The sequence below is a fragment of the Burkholderia sp. AU32262 genome, assembly GCF_020419985.1.
In the GTDB taxonomy this organism is placed as follows: domain Bacteria; phylum Pseudomonadota; class Gammaproteobacteria; order Burkholderiales; family Burkholderiaceae; genus Burkholderia; species Burkholderia semiarida.
This window is the reverse complement of sequence record NZ_JAIZRS010000028.1, coordinates 25,192-42,185: the sequence shown is the minus strand read 5'-3', so window position 1 is coordinate 42,185 and position 16,994 is coordinate 25,192. Positions and strand designations below refer to the sequence as shown.

Sequence of the window (16,994 nt, the reverse complement as noted above, 5' to 3'; positions counted from 1 at the left end):
GCGCGTGCCGCGTCCTGCAAGCACGCTCGCATCGGTATCGGTTGAGTCTCGGGGGAACCGGCCGGCAGCGGCGGCGCATTTCGCGCCGCCGTGCCGCCGGCGGTCAGGCCGTGGCGGACGCGCGCAGGCGTTCGACGATCTGGTTGTCCTTGCCCTGTACGAGCGGCGTCAGCACGAAGTCGAATTCGATGTCCTGGTACGCGTCGGCCTTGAGCCCGAGCGCCGTGCCGCCGGTCTTCTGCGTGACGGGCGGAATCAATTCCTCGCGCGTCGCATACGCGAAGTCGTCCCAGATCAGCGGATCACCGTCGATGTTGAACTGCGTCGTGAGCTTGCGGTGGTCGTCGCTCGTCACGAAGAAGTGCACGTGCGCGGGACGGTTGCCGTGACGGCCGAGACGGTTCAGCAGTTGCTGCGTCGCGCCCTGCGGCGGGCAGCCGTAGCCGACCGGCATCAGCGTGCGGAATTCGTATTTGCCGTCCGCGCCCGTCCTCACCGCGCCGCGCAGGTTGAAGTCGGTCTGCGCGCCGGTCGGATCGAAGTGCGAATAGAAGCCGTGCGAATTCGCATGCCAGCATTCGACCAGCGCGCCGGCCACCGGCTTGCCGTCGAGATCCTTCACCGTGCCGTGGATCACGAGCGGGCCCGCGCCTTCGTCCGCGTCGAGGTCGATCTTCGCGACGCCGTCGCGCACCGGAGCGCCAGCCACGTACAGCGGCCCCTCGATCGTGCGCGGCGTGCCGCCGTCGAGGCCGACCGCCTCGTCCTCGGCGTCCATCCGGATGTCGAGATACTTCTCGAGACCGAGGCCGGCCGCGAGCAGCGCCGCTTCGCCATCCTGACCAAGCTTGTTCAGGTAGTTCACGCCGGCCCACACTTCGTCCGGCGTGATGTCGAGATCGTCGATCGCCTTGAACAGGTCGCCGAGCAGGCGCAGCACGATCTGCTGCGTACGTGCGTCGCCCTTCGCGCCATTTCCGCCATGCCCGCTCGCGTTCGATGCGGCCTTCAGCAGGTCCTGCACTTCCTTCGTGTCGAAAACCTTGACGCTCATGATGCTGTCTCCATGTGTATTGGGGGATGACGGTCTTGGCCTGACTCGATTACCGCACGACTTTCGTCAGCCCGTCGCGGGTGAAGCGCCTGACCTTGTCCTCGTCGAGCGCGATGCCGAGACCGGGGCCGTCCGGCACGGTCAGTTCGAAGTCGCTGTAGTCCAGCGGCTGCGTCAGGATTTCCTCGGTGATCAACAGCGGACCGAACAGTTCGGTGCCCCACTGCAGGTTCGCGACGCTCGCGAACAGGTGCGCGGACGCCACCGTGCCGAACGCGCCTTCGAGCATCGTGCCGCCGTACAGCTCGATGCCGGCCGCGTCCGCGATCGCCGCGACGCGTTGCGCGGCGAACAGGCCGCCACTCTGTTCGATCTTGATCGCGAACACGTCGGCGCCGTGATGCTTCGCGATCTCGAATGCGCTGTCCGGGCCTTGCAGGATTTCGTCGGCCATCAGCGCGACCGGGAAGCGGCGCATCAGGCGCGCGAGCGCCGCGGCCGACGCCACAGGCTGCTCGACCAGTTCACAGCCCGCATCGGCGAGCGCCGGGATCGCGCGCGCGGCCTGCGTTTCGCTCCACGCCATGTTCACGTCGACGCGCACCGACGCGCGCTCGCCGAGCGCCTGCTTGATCTCGGCCACGTGGCGGATGTCCGTTTCCGGCGCTCTCGCGCCGATCTTCAGCTTGAATACGTTGTGGCGGCGCAGGTCGAGCATGCGTTCGGCTTCGGCGATGTCGGCGGCCGTATCGCCCGACGCGAGCGTCCATGCAACCGGCAGGCGGTCGCGGCGGCGGCCGCCGAGCAGTTCGCTGACCGGCACGCCGAGACGCTTGCCGTGCGCGTCAAGCAGCGCGGTTTCGAGCGCGCTCTTCGCGAAGTGATTGACCTTCGCGAGCTTGCCGACATGCGCCATCAGCGCCTGGACGCGCGTCGCGTCACGGCCGACGATCGCCGGCGCGAGGTACGCGTCGATCGCGAGCTTCATCGCTTCCGGGCTTTCCGGGCCGTAGGCCATTCCGGCGATCGTCGTGCCTTCGCCGATACCGGTCACGCCGTCGCTGCAGAACACCTTCACGAGCATCAGCGTCTGGCCGTGCATCGTGGCCACCGACAGCTTGTGCGGGCGGATCGTCGGCAGATCGACGAGGCGGGTTTCGATGCGTTCGATGGTCGCGGAGGACATGGGGTGCGCTGCGTGGGGGTGGTTCATGGGACGGATTTATACGCGGCGGGGAAACGGGGCGTCCAATACTTTTAGGCGGGATTTTCGATACCTGGCAGGTATTGAAATCGCACTAGCATCGCGAAATATTGCGGTGCGCCATACCTGTTTTGGATAGGTATGCTGGCTGGGAGGCTTGCTGGCGCGCGGTCGCGCGGGTTCGGGGTGGTGTTTGAGCGGAAGCTTACCGCTACTGCTTTTGGCAGCCGGAAAGCCCGCTGAAACCGGTGGCCTGTCGAGGCGATCAGGGTTTTCCTGATGGGAAAAAGGGTGGGGCTGGTCGCCCGGTCTTCAGCTTCGGTGCCGGTTGCTGCGAATGATCGGAAGGAAGTGGGTAGGCGGATATCGACGTTCTTGAACGACCCTCGTCGTCTGTCAGAAGCCGACGGGCGCTATCGCCCAGAAAGCGACCTTCGTTCGCGGCCTAGATGCCACCGTGCGCGGCAATGAACATGGCGACGGCCGACCGGCAATAGGACTCGATTTCGTCGTCGTCCTCTGCGCGCGCCTCATCGAAGCGCGCGACAAGCAGAAGATCGGATCCTTTGAAAAGCGCGGCAAACAAGCGGGCGGACCGGTGAGCATCGGGCACGTTCAGAATCGCTTTCGCGTGCAACTGACGCAACACCGCCTCGATTTGAGCGATGACACGGGCCGGCCCGGCTTCGTAATGAAGCTTGCTCAACGACCTTTGATTCGTCTTGTCGGCCAAAACCATGGCTTCGACACTGCGGACGTCCGGGCTCAACAGCGTGCGAAGCAGCGATGATCCCACCGCCATGAGCTGATCTTCGACCGAACCGTCGACGCCTTCGGAAAGGGTCTGCGGTGCGAATTGATCGCAACGAGCCACCATGGCCGCGCTGAACAGCGCCTCCTTGTTCTCGAAGTGCCGATAGATGCTGAGCTTGGATATCTTCGCCCGCTGGGCGACCTTGTCCATGGTCGTCGCTTGAAAACCCAATTCCACAAAGAGTTCGGAGGCGGCGTCGACTATCGTTTGGCGAAGCGCTTCGTTCGCCGGCCGGCCGCGGCGGCCCGGGTTGTTTTCGGTCACGACAATTCCAGTACTTGACAGTATTCAAATTCCAGCATTACGATACCACGCAGTATCACAAATGTGCAAGCCAATGGGGTCGGCTTCGCGTATCGCTGGACGATATTGCGCATCAGCCCGCCCCCTCCATCCACGACACGGAGCCCATCACCATGAGCGACGTCATCATCATCGGCGGCAGCTTTGCCGGCCTCGCCGCCGCCCTGCAGCTCGGTCGGGCCCGCCGCTCGGTCACCGTGCTCGATACCGGCCGGCCGCGCAACCGCTTTGCCGGCCATTCGCATGGCCTGCTCGGCCACGATCACAAGCCGCCGCTGGACATCCTGGTCGAGGCGCGACGGCAACTGGCGCGCTATCCGACGATCAGGCTGGTCAATGCCCGGGCGGAGAGCGTGTCCGGCGCGATCGACGATTTCCGTGTCGTCACCGACGATAACGAAAGCCTGACGGCGCGCCGCCTGATCCTGAGCTATGGCGTCGCCGATCAGATGCCCGATGTTCCGGGCTTCGCGGAAAGCTGGGGCACGTCCATCGTACCCTGCCCCTATTGCGACGGCTTTGAAGCCGCCGGCCAGCATTGGGGGCTCGTTTGGTCCGGCCCGCAGTCGCACCAGTCTGTCAGGCTGTTCCGCGACTGGACCGACAAATTGACCGTCTTCGCCGATGGTCACGACATCGCGCCGGATATCCAGGCCGATCTGGCCCGCCGCAACATCCCTGTCGTCGATGGCCGGATCGTGGAGATCGCCCATCGCAATGGCCATATCACCACCGTCAATCTCGATACCCGCCGCCATGTCGCGGTCGACATCCTGTTCGCCCAGCCACGCAACAAGCCGTCCGCAAGCCTGCATGAATCGCTGGGCCTCGCCACGGTCGATACGCCCACCGGCATCGTCCTCGAGGTCGACGCGCGCCGCCAAACCAGCATGCCCGGTATCTACGCCGCCGGCGACCTCGCCACGCCATTCTTGCCCTCGGTCACCCAGGCATCGTCGCAGGGCGCGATGGCGGGTATCTTCGCCCAACAATCGATGCTGGTTTGAGCACGCGGATTCCGTTCTCCGGTTGCATCGACCCCTTCGAAGCGGCTGGCGTGGATCGGAGGTGAAGGACGGATTCGTCCAGTTTGACGGAATGGCAGGAGCGGTTGGTGTGCGTCGCGTTCCGGCGGCAGGCGGCGCCGGTCTCGACGCCTGAGACGATCACGCGCAAGTCTGGCGCCTTGTTGCTGGTGGAGGTGGCCTGGCTCGAGAAAAGCCGAGCATGGGCCTTGGCGCCGCTTTGCGCGCCGAGCCTTCGGATACGGCGCACGTCGCGCCGCACCCGCTCTACCTGCCGCGTCGTCGGCCGGCACGCCGCAACAATCCACCCACCGACTGTCCAGTTTCCGTACACCGAATCGCGGACGCCCTCCAAACCATGCGCGCGCCGCGCGTGGGAAGAAACCCGGATAGCCCCGTTTCCCCACACCGGCCTACCCTCGCGCGCACGCCGGTCGACGCCAGGCAACACCCGATCCGGCGATCCGAATTTCCCCAGGAGCGCACATGGATAGCAGCAGGAACCCCGCCCTCTTCGACGCCGACATCTGGCGCGGCAGGATCTTCACCGGACGCTGGCACGCGAGCCCGCACGCGGCCGACGTGATCGAACCGGCGACCGGCAACACGCTCGGCCGCATCGGTCTCGCGGATAGCGCGGCCATCGCCGACGCATCGGCCGCCGCACATCGCGCACAGCCCGCGTGGTTCGCCCTACCCTACGACGAGCGCGCGGCGGTGCTGCGCCGCGCAGCGGCCGTCGCCGAAACACACTTCGACGCGATCGTCGACTGGCTCGTGCGCGAAAGCGGCTCGACCCGCGCGAAGGCGTCATTCGAAACGTCCGTCACGATCAAGGCGCTGCACGAAGCGGCCGGACTGCCGTCGCGCGCGGCCGGCGAAGTGCTGCCGTCGACGGCCGGCCGGCTGTCGCTCGCGCGCCGCCGCCCGCGCGGGGTGGTCGGCGTGATCTCGCCGTTCAACTTCCCGCTGTACCTCGCGATACGCGCGGTCGCGCCGGCGCTCGCGCTCGGCAACGCGGTCGTGCTGAAGCCCGATCCGCGCACCGCCGTGTGCGGCGGCGTCGCGATCGCCCGCGTGTTCGAGCTCGCCGGCTTGCCCGAAGGCGTGCTGCACGTGCTGCCCGGCGACGGCGCGGCCGGCGCGGCGCTGGTCGCCGATCCGCACGTCGCGATGATCCAGTTCACGGGTTCCACCGCGGCCGGGCGCAAGGTCGGCGAAGCGGCGGGCCGCCATCTGAAGAAGGTATCGCTCGAACTCGGCGGCAAGAACTCGCTGATCGTGCTCGACGATGCCGACCTCGACCGCGCGGTCGCGAACACCGCGTGGGGCGCGTATCTGCATCAAGGCCAGATCTGCATGGCGACCGGCCGCGTGCTCGTGCAGCGCGCGATTCACGACCGCTTCGTCGCGAAGCTCGTCGAGAAGGCGCAAAGCCTGCGTGTGGGCGACCCGGCCACCGGCGACGTCGGCCTCGGCCCGCTGATCAACGCCGCGCAGCGCGACCACGCGGCGAACGTCGTCGACGCGGCCCGCCGCGCGGGCGCACGTGTCGAGACGGGCGGCGGCCATCGCGGCCTGTTCTTCGAGCCGACCGTGCTGAGCGGCGTCGCGCCGGGCAATCCGGCATTCGACGAGGAAATCTTCGGGCCGGTCGCGATCGTCGTGCCGTTCGATACCGACGAGGACGCGATCGCACTCGCCAATCAAACCGAATACGGGCTGTCGATGGCGATCCTGTCGGCCGACGTCGGCCGCGCGCTGCGGATCGGCGAGCGCTTGAACACCGGGCTGCTGCACATCAACGACCAGACGGTCAACGACGAAGCGATCAACCCGTTCGGCGGCGTCGGCGCATCGGGCAATGGCTCGAGCATCGGCGGTGCGGCAAACTGGGAGGAATTCACGCAGTGGCAGTGGCTGACGATCAAGGGCGAAGCGCCGCTGTATCCGATTTGACGAGGAGACCGATCATGTACACCGAACACGATACACGCGCCGTCACCGCGGCTGTCGCGCGCGCGGCCGGCGCACCCTTCTCCATTGAATCCGCCCGCATTCGCGCGCCGCGCGGCGACGAGGTGCTCGTGCGCGTCGTCGCGACCGGCTTGTGCCATACCGACCTGATCGTGCGCGACCAGTACTATCCGGTGCCGCTGCCGGCCGTGCTCGGCCACGAAGGCGCCGGCGTGGTCGAGGCGGTCGGCCCGAACGTGAAGACGCTCGCGGCCGGCGATCACGTCGTGCTGACCTACGGCGCGTGCGGCCACTGCGCGTCGTGCGTCGGCGGTCACGGCGCGTATTGCCGGCAGTTCTTCGCGCTGAATTTCGGCGGCGCCGACTCGGAGGGCCAGACGGCCATGCGGGACGAGGCCGGGCAACCGCTGCACGATCATTTCTTCGCGCAGTCGTCGTTCGCGAGCTACGCGCTCGCACGCGAGAACAACGCGATCAAGGTGCCGAAGGAAGCGCCGCTCGAACTGCTCGGCCCGCTCGGCTGCGGAATCCAGACCGGCGCGGGCGCGGTAATCAATTCGCTCGCGGTGCGCCCGGGCAGCAGCTTCGCGAGCTTCGGCGCGGGCGCGGTCGGCATGAGCGCCGTGATGGCCGCGCGCATCGCCGGCGCGACGACGATCATCGCCGTCGACATCGTGCCGTCGCGGCTCGCGCTGGCGCTGGAGCTCGGCGCGACGCATGCGATCAACAGCCGGGAAGTCGACGTCGTCGACGCGATCCGCGAGATCACCGGCGGCGGCGTCGACTACGCGCTCGAATCGACCGGGCTGCCGGCCGTGCTGTCGCAAGGGATCGACGCGCTCGGCTCGCGCGGCACGATGGGCGTGGTCGGCGCGCCGAAGCTCGGCACGAAGGGCGAATTCGACGTGAACAGCCTGCTGCTCGGCGGCCACACGATCCGCGGCATCGTCGAAGGCGACAGCGTGCCGCAGACGTTCATTCCGCAGCTCGTGCAGCTGTATCTGCAAGGTCGGTTTCCGTTCGACCGGCTGGTGAAGTTCTATCCGCTCGACCAGATCAACCAGGCGGCGGAAGACAGCAGCAACGGGAGCACGCTCAAGCCGATCCTGCGTTTGCCGCATTGAGCGGCGATGCGCCGCCGTCCGCGCGGTACATGGCGACCGCCGGGGGCCTCGCACGGCAGCGTAGCCGCCGCGAAAATACCGCGCCGGGGGCGCCGGGCTATATTACGCATTCGCGCGACACGGGGCCTGCACGTCCAGCCCCGACCTTCGACCCCAACTGGAGCGCAGCGTGAATACAGCCCCCGAATCCCCTGCACGGCCGGTCGACCTCGACCGGCTTCGCGCCCGCTTCGCCGCGGGCGAGCCGCTGCCGGAAACGGCGTTGCCGGCCAGCGTCGCGCGCTCGTGGCTGCGTTCGCGCGCGGCCGGGCTGCGGCCGTGGGAAGCCGCCCGCTATGAAATGCAGCGCGAGCGCGACGAATCCCGCGACGACCGGCGGCTCTATCGCTGCGTCGCGCAGGAGATCGAGCCGCTGTGGGCCGCGTTCGGCGGCCGCGAATGGGCGATCATGTGCGTCAACCCACGCGGCACGATCGTGCATGCGCGGCGCAGCCCGCAATGCGACGACGCGCTGCTGACGCCGATCGTCGCCGGCCGCCGGATCGTCGAGCCGAACATCGGCACGACCGCGCCGAGCTGCGTGATTCACGACGGCGCCGAAGCCGTCGTCGCGGGCGCGCAGCACTATCTCGACGAGTTCTCGCGGGTATTCTGTCTTGCGGTGCCGCTCGTCGGTTTCGACGGCGAAGTGATCGGCGCGCTCGATATCACCGGGATCGGCCGGCGCAACGTCGCGCAATTGCACGAGCCGTTCCGGCATGCATCGCTGTCGGCCGAGCAGCGGCTCTATGCGATGCTGCGCGACTGCCATCTGCTGCAGGTGCAATTCGATCCGCGCTGGCTCGGCACGCCGCTCGCCGGCGTCATCGCGCTCGACGAAGCGGGCCGCGTGCGTGCGGTGAGCCGCCTGGCGCGCCGGATGCTCGATCTCGCGCCCGAAGGGCCGGTCGCGCCGGTCGGTCACCGCCAACTGTTTCCCGGCGCGACACCCGCGCAGCAGCGTCGCTTGCTGACACCGTCGCGCACGCCGCAGCGGATCGCGCGCGACGATGGCAGCCACGTATGGGTGCGCACCGTGCGCGCCCCGCTCGATCGCACGACCGCGGCGCGGCACGCCGACGTACTCGCCGACGCGGATGACGTGTGCCACGCGGCGCCGGCCGGCCACCCTCACGCCAACGCCAGCCTGCGCGAACAGTCGCTCGACGCGATCCGGCACGCGCTCGACGAGCATGACGGCAACGTGTCGGCGGCCGCGCGGCAACTCGGCATTTCACGCACGACGCTGTATGCGAAGCTGCGACAGCGCGATGCGGCGGGGATCAGGCACGGCGGGGCGCATTGACCATGCGGGATGAAGTGCGGTGTGGCGATGGTGCTAAGCCACTGCCCGCCGCTCATGCAGCCGCAACGCGGCCCACGCGACACCGGCCGCGAAGATCGCGACCACGCCGCCGAAGGTGCCGATCCACGGCAGCCCGAAGTCGCCCGCGATATGGTTGCCGAGCAGCGCGCCGGCGCCGATCCCGACGTTGTACAGCCCGGAGTAGATCGACACGGCCAGGTCGGTCGCTTCGGGCGCCAGCTTCAGCACCCATGCCTGCATCGCCAGCCCGAAACAGACGATCGCGCCGCCCCACACCAGCGTGTGCACGGACAGCGTGACGATGTTCAGCGCGCACGGGAACAGGATCAGCAGGCAGCCCGACAGCGCGACGATCGACGCCAGCAGGAAATCGTCGGGCCGGTGCGGATAGACGCGATTGAAGCAGACCGCGGCCGGCAGGCCGGCGACGCCGAACAGGATCAGCACGTACGTGATCCGGCTGTTGCTCGCATGGTTGATGCTCTGCACGAACGGTTCGATGTACGTGTACGACGTGAAGTGCGCGGACACGACCAGCACGGTGATCGCGTACAGCGCGACCAGCGCCGGCTTGCGCAGGAACACGCCGATGCTGCTCAGCGACCCGGCGCCCTGGCTCGGCAGCAACGGCAACGTGGCGCGCAGCAACAGCAGCGTGACGCCGGCCGCGCCCGCGATGATCAGGAACGTGATGCGCCAGCCGAACGCCTCGCCGATCACGCGTCCGAGCGGAATGCCGGCCACCATCGCGATCGCCGAGCCCATCGCGATCAGGCTGAGCGCGCGGCTCTTGCGGTCGCTCGGCGCGAGCCGCACCGCGAGCGGGATCGAAATCGACCAGAACACCGCATGCGCGCACGCGATGCCGAGCCGGCCGATCATCAGCACCGTGAAATTCCACGCGAAGCCGGTCACGACGTGGCTGCCGACGAACACCAGCAGCGCGACGCTCAATAGCTTGCGGCGCTCGACGTGCCGCGTGACGAAGGTCAGCGGCAGCGACACGACCGCGACGGCCCACGCGTAGATCGTCAGCATCAGGCCGACGGCGGTCGGCTGCATCTGCAGGCTGTCGCCGATCGCGCTCAACAGCGCGACGGGCACGAATTCGGTGGTATTGAAGATGAAGGCGGAGAGTGCCAGGGCCAGAACGCCCCACCACGATTGCTCGGAACTGACGGCGTCGGAGGTTGCCATACGGGGATTCGACGAAGGTTGGGCGCGCGCGGGCGGCCCGCCCGGCGCATCGGCGCGATTGTACCAGCGCTGTTCGACACGCCGCCGCCGGGCGCGCCGCGTGCGGCGCGTGCGGCGCGGGACATGGCGGTGACACGGCCGCGCGCCGATAATGTGACGAATCGGGTTTTACCGACGATTTGCCCGATCACCATCAGGCCAGGAGAGTTACATGCGCATTGAAACGTCATTTCTGTTCGATCTCGACGGCACGCTCGTCGACAGCGTCTATCAGCACGTGCTCGCGTGGAAGGAAGCGCTCGATGCCGAGGGCATCGAACTGTCGGTATGGCGCATCCATCGCAAGATCGGGATGAGCGGCGGCCTGTTCCTGAACCAGCTGCTGCGCGAGACGGCCGGCGATATCGACGCGGAGCGCGTCGAGCGGCTCGCACGGCTGCATGCGGCCGCGTACCAGCGGCTGCGCGCGCAGGTCCGGCCGCTGCCGGGCGCGCGCGAATTGCTGGCCGCGCTGTCGAATGCCGGCATTCGCTGGGCGATCGCGACCAGCGGGCGAATGGAAACCGCGGCGATCAATCTCGAGGCGCTCGGCGTCGATCCGGCGAAGAACGTCGTCGTCACGCGCGATCAGGTGAAGTATGCGAAGCCGGACCCCGACCTGTTCCTGACCGCTGCCGCGAAACTGAACGTGCCGATCGAGCATACGGTGGTGGTCGGCGACAGCATCTGGGACATGCTCGCCGCCGCCCGCTGCCGCGCGCTCGGCGTCGGGCTGCTGTCGGGCGGCTACGGCAGCGACGAGCTGGAGCGGGCGGGCGCGCTGCGCGTGTACGACGATCCTGCGGATCTGCTCTGGCATCTGGACGAGGTCGCCGCGCGGCCGTAGGCGCAGTTGGGTCGCGCCCGGTCCGTCCGTGCGTGAGCGGCGTTTCAGTCGGGCCGGACGCCGTGTGTCCGCACGACCTCGTCCGGCCGAGGCAGCCGCGTGCGCGATTCGTTCGCGGCGCGGCTGCTTTTTCGATTCATCGAATCGAAACAATCCCCACCGTCATTGACGATTGATATTTCAATATCTTTGTCGGCGCCTGTTTTCCCGTGTTTTTAAAACAGACGGGAAGATTCTTGAAAAATCGAATCGCCTCTCATATAACAAATACACTTCGTTTCCGGATCACGATCGCAGTATCCGAATCGTGAAAATGCGAGTCACATACGGAGCCGAACCGGCCAGCCGGTGCGACCCGCGTCGCCAGGCGTCCCGCGCATGATCGGGCCTGCCTCGCGATGCCGCGTCACGGCGCCCTTTCCGCCATTTATCCGGGGATTCTATAAATGCGCACGGATCTTTCACCTTCATAACGTTTCAACGAAAGCATTACATCGTTTTATTCAATCGCACGATCGTACGTATCGGCACGCGCTTTTTTCGTTCCGGCGTTTCGTGAATACGTGTGCTGCCGCTCGATCGGCGGGTGTTGTTTTTGTCCAGTTTGACGAAAATAAACGACGCGAGGATTCCGATGAATCAGGTCAGCGAACAGGCGATCGTCGAAATGCGGGCAGCGCATCCGGCGCCCGCCCTGCCGATCCGGGTGCTGCACGGCGACACGGTGAGCGATTACGAGCGGAAAGTGCAGACGACCTACGCCGGCAGCCCGGACGACTGGCGCAAGGCGATCGGCGAATATCTGTTGTTCCAGTTCGGCGTCTACGACGATCCGCGCTCCACGCCGCCGATCTCGCTCGACGAGTCGGGCATTCGCTACTTCGAACGCCAGCTTGGCCTCGCCGGCTTCGACGATCCCGTTCCCGCGCGCGTCGAGCGCATTCTCGACATCGGCTGCGGCTGGGGCTACATCCTCAAGTATCTCGCCGGCCGTTTCCCGGGCTGCATCCGCCTCGACGGCGTCAACGTCAGTCGCGAACAGCTCGAGTACTGCGCACGTTTTCATGCGCAGCACGGGCTCGCCGGGCGCATCAACCTGTATCAGTGCAACGCACAGGACGTCGATCGGCTGCCCGATCCCGCGACGCCGTACGATCTCGTGATCATCCGCGGCGTGATCTCGCATTTCCCGAACGCGCTGTACGAAAAGACGATGCGCGCGCTGCATGCGCGTGTGCGCAGCGGCGGCTCGGTCGTCATCTCGGACAATCTGTACAACGTCGATCTGAACGAATACCAGTCCGACACGCCGGACGAGGTCGACCGGATCGCGTGCAAGCATCGCAAGACGCCCGACTATTTCAGGCAGGTGCTGATCGACGCCGGGTTCGCGATCCGCGACATGCGCGTGCTGCCGTCGAACATCGACGTCGCGCGCTGGCTGATGGATGCCAAGGCCAACATCGATCGCCATTTTCCGCACCGCGCGCCGGACACGCTGGAAGAATTGCGCGTGCTCGCCGAAAACTGGTCCGTCGCGCTGATCAAGAACAAGGTGTCGACCTACAGCATCGTCGCGGTCAAACCGGACGCGTAACCGGGAGATCCGCATGCAAGCATCCGGAACGCCACGCGCCGCGGCCGCCCCGTCGGGCGCGACGGACACGCTGGTGCTGCCGCTGCCGCGTCTGTCGCTGCCGCTCGCCCGGCACCCTCAGCATCAAGCGATCGAGCAGCAGCTTGCGATCGACGACTACCCGTACATCCTGCGGCACTATCGCAGCGACGCGGCGGCTCGCCGTTTTCTCGCGCAGCGGATTCCCGCATACGGCAGCCTGTGCTACCCGAACGCGCGGCCCGATCGCGTGTACGCGATCCATCGCATGATGAACGTCACGACGCTGATGGACGATGCCTTCACGCATCTCGCGCGCACCGGCGATCAGGCGGGGCTCGACGCGTTGCACGCTCATTTCCTCGCCGCGGTCGACGGCACGCCGCCGCCGGCCGATGCGCCTGCCGCGCAACTGCTGTACGACACGCTGCGCGCGATGCGCACCGTACTCGACGCGCGTCCGGCGTTCCGGCAGCGGCTCGTCGAATGCATCCGCGAACAGATCCGCACGCAGGCCGACCCGACGGCGACCGACGCGGCGCGCCTGTCGCTCGCCGATTATCTGGCGTTTCGCCGGGTGGAGGGCTTCGGACACTGGATAACGCTGCTCACCGAATATGCGCTCGACGTCGACATGGGGCAGCGCCTCGCGCAATACGCGGCACTGGCCGACGCGCGTAACGCCGCGATCGATTCGGTGATCCTCGTCAACGACCTGTTTTCGTTTCGCAAGGAACGGTCCGCGCGCGAGCGCTTCAACGCCGTCTGGATCCTGATGCGCGCGGAGGAATTGGACGTTCCGGCGGCGCTCGACCGGTTGGCCGCGCTCTGCACGGCGAACGAACGCCGCCTGATCGACGCGCAGCAGGCGGTAGCGACAGGCGTGCTGGCAGGCGACGCCGACGCGCACGCGTACGTGACGGAGCTCGGCTACATGAGTGCGGGCAATGCGGAGTTTCACGCGTTCAGCACCCGCTACCACGGCGACGATTTCGGTGGCGGGCGCTTCACAGGGGGCGAAATCGCGATGACGGCGCTCCCGACACTCGACGAAATCGCTGTGCGCGACCGTCGCGATTCGCGCTGGTGAACGGAGACATGCGCATGCATTCATCGATTCATTTCCCGCCCGACCCCGCCGCGGCGCGACCTCGCTACCCGGACGGCTGGTTCGCGCTGGCATACAGCCGCGACGTCAGATCCGGCGCGCTCGTCGTCACGCGCTTCATGGGCGAGGACGTCGTGCTCTATCGAACGGCATCCGACCTGATTCGCGCGGTCGCGCCGCATTGCCCGCACCTCGGCGCCCATCTCGGGCACGGCGGCATCGTGCGCGGCGAGGAGATCGTGTGCCCGTTCCATCATCTCGCGTTCGCGCCGGACGGCACTTGCGTGCGGGCCGGGCGCGACGGCAAGCCGCCCGCCGTCGTGCTGCGGCAGCGCCACGTGTGCGAATGGAACGGCGTCGTGCTCGCGTGGCAGGACCGTGCGGGCGCCGCGCCGCGGTGGTCGCTGCCCGAGCTGGACCTCACGGGCTATTCGCGGCCGCGCGGCCAGTGCCACACGCTGAACGGCAGCCTGCAGAATCCGGCCGAGAACGGCGTCGACGTCAACCATTTCAGCCCGGTGCACGGGTGGTCGAATCCCGTGCTGGAGCCGCCGGAAGCCGACGGCCACCAAATGACGATGCGTTCGACGCTCGTGCTGCTCGGGCAGCGGCTGCTGCTGGATATCACGATGCACGGCCTCGGCTGCATGGCCGCGCGCATGGAACTGCCGGACCTCGGGCTGCACGCGCGGGTCGTACTGTTCCCGACGCAGATCGAACCTGATCGCTGGACGTGCCGTGAATTCGTTGCGCTGCGCGTCGAACGCGCGTCGGCGTGGCCGTCGCCGCTGCGCCGGGTCGTGCACGAGATGCTCGTGAGCGCCGCGTACCGGTTGTGGTTCGTGCCGCAATTCAAGCGCGACCTGCGCATCTGGGATCACCGCGACTACGACGCGCGCCCGACGCTGATGGCCGGCGAGATGCCGATCATGACGTTCCGGCGCTGGGCCGCGCAGTTCTATCCGGAAGCCCGCGGCGACGCGCCCGACGGGCAACATGGGCAACACGGCGCCGTGCCGGCGGCCGTCGCCCACGCCGACCGGGCATTCGCGCGATGAACGCCATGCCGACGCAGGAGCGCGCGATGCATGCAGCCAGCCCCGTCGACGAAGCCGCCCCGCTGCCCTATCCGGACGGATGGTTCGCGCTGTGTTTCAGCCGCGAGCTGAAGCGCGGGGCCGTGCTCACGACGCCTTTCATGGGGCGCGATGTCGTGCTGTACCGGACGGCCTCGGGCGTCGCGTGTGCGGTCGACGCATATTGCCCGCATCAGGGCGCGCATCTCGGCCACGGGGGCACCGTCGACGGCGAGCAGATCGTCTGTCCGTTCCATCACTACGCGTACGGCCCCGACGGCCGGCGCACCACGGCCCGCTGCATGAAGGGTAGCCAGGAACTGGTGCTTCGCACATGGCACGTGCGCGAATGGAACGGCTTCGTGTTCGTATGGCAGAACGCCGACGGACTGGCGCCGACGTGGGAGTTGCCCGAAGTGGACATGACCGGCTTCTCGGCGCCGGTCGGCCAGGCATTCACGCTGCGCGGCGTGATGCAGAACCTGCCGGAAAACGGCTACGACCTCGAACATTTCGGCGCGCTGCATCGCTGGAAGGACATGAAGCCGCATGCTCCCGTGATCGACGGGCCGCGCATTTCGATGCAGGTGGACATGGCATGGAAGAACATCAGATGGAGCACGCTGATCGGCGTTCATGGCCTCGGCTGCGTGTCGTCCGACCATGAAATGAAGGCGATCGGCCTCGAAGCGAAGATCTTCGCGTGCGGCGTGCAGATCGCGCCGCTGCGCTGGACCTTCCGCGACGGCATCGCATTCCGCTTCTCGTGGCTGGCGAGGTGGCCGGCGCCGTTGCAGCGGCTCGTCTACGCCGTGCTCGGCCGCGTGCTGCACCGGCTGTGGCTGGTGCCCGTGTTCAAGGAAGACATCATGGTGTGGAACAATCGCGACTACACGGGCTACGGTACGCCGGGCGCCGGTGACGGACCGTACCCGGTGTTTCAGCGCTGGGCGCGGCAGTTCTATCCGGGCGTCGAGCGGCCCGCGGCGCGGCGCCCGGCCGCGCATGCGGACACGGTCGCCGAAAAATAGCCAAGGGAGGAATGTACGCGGCGCGCCCGCCGAACGCACGACCCTACACCGTCCGTCTGACCAGCATCGTCCGGATCTCCGAAATCGCCTTGGTCGGATTCAGCCCTTTCGGGCACACGTCCGTGCAATTCATGATCGTCCGGCAGCGAAACAGCCGGTACGGATCCTCCAGATCGTCGAGCCGCTCGGCCGTCGCGAGATCGCGCGAATCGGCGATGAACCGGTACGCCTGCAGCAGCCCGGCCGGGCCGACGAACTTGTCCGGGTTCCACCAGTAGCTCGGGCACGACGTCGAACAGCACGCGCACAGGATGCATTCATACAGCCCGTCGAGCTGGTCGCGCTCTTCCGGCGACTGCAGCCGCTCGCGCGCGGGCGGCGTCGTGTCGTTGATCAGGTAGGGGCGAATCGAGTGGTACTGATTGAAGAAATCCGTCATGTCGACGATCAGGTCGCGCACCACCGGCAGCCCCGGCAACGGCCGCAGCACGATCTCGCGCGGCAGCGTCTGCATGTTGGTCAGGCACGCGAGACCGTTCTTGCCGTTGATGTTCATCGCGTCCGAGCCGCAGATGCCTTCCCGGCAAGAGCGGCGATACGCGAGCGTCTCGTCGTCGCGCTTCACGCGGCCGAGCACGTCGAGCAGCATGCGGTCGGCCGGGTCCACGTCGATCTCGTAGCGCTGCAGGTACGGCTGCGCGTCGCGATCGGGGTCGTAACGATAGATATGCAGGGTGCGCGAATCGCTCATCGTTTCCTCCCGGCGCCAGCCGGCATGGGTTCTCGGAGTGCTGCGGGATACTGTCGCGGCACGCGGCGCCGCAAGCGCCATGCCGATCAGTCGTCGTCGACGCGCTTATCGATCAAATAGCGGCCGCGTTCGACGCCTGCCCGCAGCGCCTCCACCTCGGTCAGCCATTCGGGGCCGGCTGCCTCCGGCACCACCAGCTCGATGCGCGCGCCGTTGACGTATACCTGTACCTCGTCGCGCCATGCGCCGCGCTCGTTGGGTCGCGCCCACACGAGAATCTCGTGGCCGCGATACGGGTCCCGAACCTGTGCGTCCTGTTGATGTGCCAAGGTGGCCTCCTGTCTTATCTGCGATGGCGATGCAAAAAATGCGCGCCGCATGCACGCGGCGCACACCCCGGGCCTTGCGCGCACGGACCGTGCCCGGCCGGCACGCTGCTTGCGTCCCTTTTCCGCATCTAAGC

15 protein-coding genes are annotated in these 16,994 nt (G+C 67.2%); 9 read left to right on the top strand and 6 right to left on the bottom strand.

The window, feature by feature from the left end; translation table 11 throughout:
- Positions 1-103: 103 nt before the first annotated feature.
- The 3 genes from catA to LGN10_RS27325 form a co-directional block, all read right to left on the bottom strand.
- Positions 104-1,054, bottom strand: coding sequence for a catechol 1,2-dioxygenase (catA, locus tag LGN10_RS27335; protein WP_226225641.1), 951 nt, complete (start codon positions 1,052-1,054; stop codon positions 104-106).
- A gap of 49 nt (positions 1,055-1,103) precedes the next feature.
- Positions 1,104-2,240, bottom strand: a complete 1,137-nt coding sequence (locus LGN10_RS27330) for a muconate/chloromuconate family cycloisomerase (protein WP_059575063.1) — start codon at positions 2,238-2,240, stop codon at positions 1,104-1,106.
- Between the two features lie 463 nt (positions 2,241-2,703).
- Positions 2,704-3,336, bottom strand: coding sequence for a TetR/AcrR family transcriptional regulator (locus LGN10_RS27325; protein ID WP_059575062.1), 633 nt, complete (start codon positions 3,334-3,336; stop codon positions 2,704-2,706).
- A 152-nt stretch (positions 3,337-3,488) separates the two neighbouring features.
- On the opposite strand from LGN10_RS27325, the gene LGN10_RS27320 reads away from it, so the two are divergent.
- The 4 genes from LGN10_RS27320 (at position 3,489) to LGN10_RS27300 (ending at position 8,846) form a co-directional block, all read left to right on the top strand.
- The gene (locus LGN10_RS27320; RefSeq protein WP_226225639.1) at positions 3,489-4,382 is read left to right on the top strand and encodes an NAD(P)/FAD-dependent oxidoreductase; all 894 of its coding nucleotides are present in this window, start codon (positions 3,489-3,491) and stop codon (positions 4,380-4,382) included.
- A gap of 504 nt (positions 4,383-4,886) precedes the next feature.
- The gene (locus LGN10_RS27310) at positions 4,887-6,359 is read left to right on the top strand and encodes a benzaldehyde dehydrogenase (RefSeq protein WP_060310408.1); all 1,473 of its coding nucleotides are present in this window, start codon (positions 4,887-4,889) and stop codon (positions 6,357-6,359) included.
- Between the two features lie 14 nt (positions 6,360-6,373).
- A complete protein-coding gene (locus LGN10_RS27305) occupies positions 6,374-7,501 on the top strand; it encodes an NAD(P)-dependent alcohol dehydrogenase (RefSeq protein WP_226225637.1) in 1,128 nt (375 codons plus the stop codon).
- Between the two features lie 169 nt (positions 7,502-7,670).
- The gene (locus tag LGN10_RS27300) at positions 7,671-8,846 is read left to right on the top strand and encodes a helix-turn-helix domain-containing protein (RefSeq protein ID WP_226225635.1); all 1,176 of its coding nucleotides are present in this window, start codon (positions 7,671-7,673) and stop codon (positions 8,844-8,846) included.
- A 33-nt stretch (positions 8,847-8,879) separates the two neighbouring features.
- On the opposite strand, the gene LGN10_RS27295 is transcribed toward LGN10_RS27300, so the two are convergent.
- Positions 8,880-10,064: a sugar transporter gene (locus LGN10_RS27295; protein ID WP_104013349.1), complete on the bottom strand. Its 1,185-nt coding sequence runs from the start codon at positions 10,062-10,064 to the stop codon at positions 8,880-8,882.
- Between the two features lie 211 nt (positions 10,065-10,275).
- Here LGN10_RS27295 and LGN10_RS27290 point away from each other — a divergent pair, with 211 nt between their 5' ends.
- The 5 genes from LGN10_RS27290 to LGN10_RS27270 all read left to right on the top strand — a co-directional run bounded on the left by LGN10_RS27290 (position 10,276) and on the right by LGN10_RS27270 (position 15,780).
- Positions 10,276-10,950 (top strand): HAD family hydrolase, encoded by a 675-nt coding sequence (locus tag LGN10_RS27290; protein ID WP_027785977.1) that lies wholly within the window; start codon positions 10,276-10,278, stop codon positions 10,948-10,950.
- A gap of 634 nt (positions 10,951-11,584) precedes the next feature.
- Positions 11,585-12,547, top strand: a complete 963-nt coding sequence (locus tag LGN10_RS27285) for an SAM-dependent methyltransferase (protein ID WP_226225633.1) — start codon at positions 11,585-11,587, stop codon at positions 12,545-12,547.
- Between the two features lie 13 nt (positions 12,548-12,560).
- Positions 12,561-13,655 (top strand): terpene synthase family protein, encoded by a 1,095-nt coding sequence (locus tag LGN10_RS27280; RefSeq protein ID WP_226225631.1) that lies wholly within the window; start codon positions 12,561-12,563, stop codon positions 13,653-13,655.
- A gap of 14 nt (positions 13,656-13,669) precedes the next feature.
- Positions 13,670-14,731 carry a Rieske 2Fe-2S domain-containing protein gene (locus LGN10_RS27275; RefSeq protein ID WP_226225629.1) on the top strand — a complete coding sequence of 354 codons (1,062 nt, stop codon included), beginning with the start codon at positions 13,670-13,672 and terminating at the stop codon, positions 14,729-14,731.
- A 26-nt stretch (positions 14,732-14,757) separates the two neighbouring features.
- The gene (locus tag LGN10_RS27270) at positions 14,758-15,780 is read left to right on the top strand and encodes a Rieske (2Fe-2S) protein (RefSeq protein ID WP_226225627.1); all 1,023 of its coding nucleotides are present in this window, start codon (positions 14,758-14,760) and stop codon (positions 15,778-15,780) included.
- Positions 15,781-15,823: 43 nt separating this feature from the next.
- Here LGN10_RS27270 and LGN10_RS27265 read toward each other — a convergent pair whose 3' ends face one another.
- The gene (locus tag LGN10_RS27265; RefSeq protein WP_060310414.1) at positions 15,824-16,531 is read right to left on the bottom strand and encodes a succinate dehydrogenase/fumarate reductase iron-sulfur subunit; all 708 of its coding nucleotides are present in this window, start codon (positions 16,529-16,531) and stop codon (positions 15,824-15,826) included.
- An 86-nt stretch (positions 16,532-16,617) separates the two neighbouring features.
- The gene (locus LGN10_RS27260; protein WP_059637224.1) at positions 16,618-16,860 is read right to left on the bottom strand and encodes a DUF6566 family protein; all 243 of its coding nucleotides are present in this window, start codon (positions 16,858-16,860) and stop codon (positions 16,618-16,620) included.
- Positions 16,861-16,994: the final 134 nt, after the last annotated feature.

What these genes read in the sequence shown, in the direction of transcription:
- catA (WP_226225641.1), bottom strand. Translation starts at nt 1,054, where the DNA reads ATGAGCGTCAAGGTTTTCGACACGAAGGAAGTGCAGGACCTGCTGAAG.
- LGN10_RS27330 (WP_059575063.1), bottom strand. Translation starts at nt 2,240, where the DNA reads ATGTCCTCCGCGACCATCGAACGCATCGAAACCCGCCTCGTCGATCTG.
- LGN10_RS27320 (WP_226225639.1), top strand. Translation starts at nt 3,489, where the DNA reads ATGAGCGACGTCATCATCATCGGCGGCAGCTTTGCCGGCCTCGCCGCC.
- LGN10_RS27310 (WP_060310408.1), top strand. Translation starts at nt 4,887, where the DNA reads ATGGATAGCAGCAGGAACCCCGCCCTCTTCGACGCCGACATCTGGCGC.
- LGN10_RS27305 (WP_226225637.1), top strand. Translation starts at nt 6,374, where the DNA reads ATGTACACCGAACACGATACACGCGCCGTCACCGCGGCTGTCGCGCGC.
- LGN10_RS27295 (WP_104013349.1), bottom strand. Translation starts at nt 10,064, where the DNA reads ATGGCAACCTCCGACGCCGTCAGTTCCGAGCAATCGTGGTGGGGCGTT.
- LGN10_RS27290 (WP_027785977.1), top strand. Translation starts at nt 10,276, where the DNA reads ATGCGCATTGAAACGTCATTTCTGTTCGATCTCGACGGCACGCTCGTC.
- LGN10_RS27285 (WP_226225633.1), top strand. Translation starts at nt 11,585, where the DNA reads ATGAATCAGGTCAGCGAACAGGCGATCGTCGAAATGCGGGCAGCGCAT.
- LGN10_RS27280 (WP_226225631.1), top strand. Translation starts at nt 12,561, where the DNA reads ATGCAAGCATCCGGAACGCCACGCGCCGCGGCCGCCCCGTCGGGCGCG.
- LGN10_RS27275 (WP_226225629.1), top strand. Translation starts at nt 13,670, where the DNA reads ATGCATTCATCGATTCATTTCCCGCCCGACCCCGCCGCGGCGCGACCT.
- LGN10_RS27270 (WP_226225627.1), top strand. Translation starts at nt 14,758, where the DNA reads ATGCATGCAGCCAGCCCCGTCGACGAAGCCGCCCCGCTGCCCTATCCG.
- LGN10_RS27265 (WP_060310414.1), bottom strand. Translation starts at nt 16,531, where the DNA reads ATGAGCGATTCGCGCACCCTGCATATCTATCGTTACGACCCCGATCGC.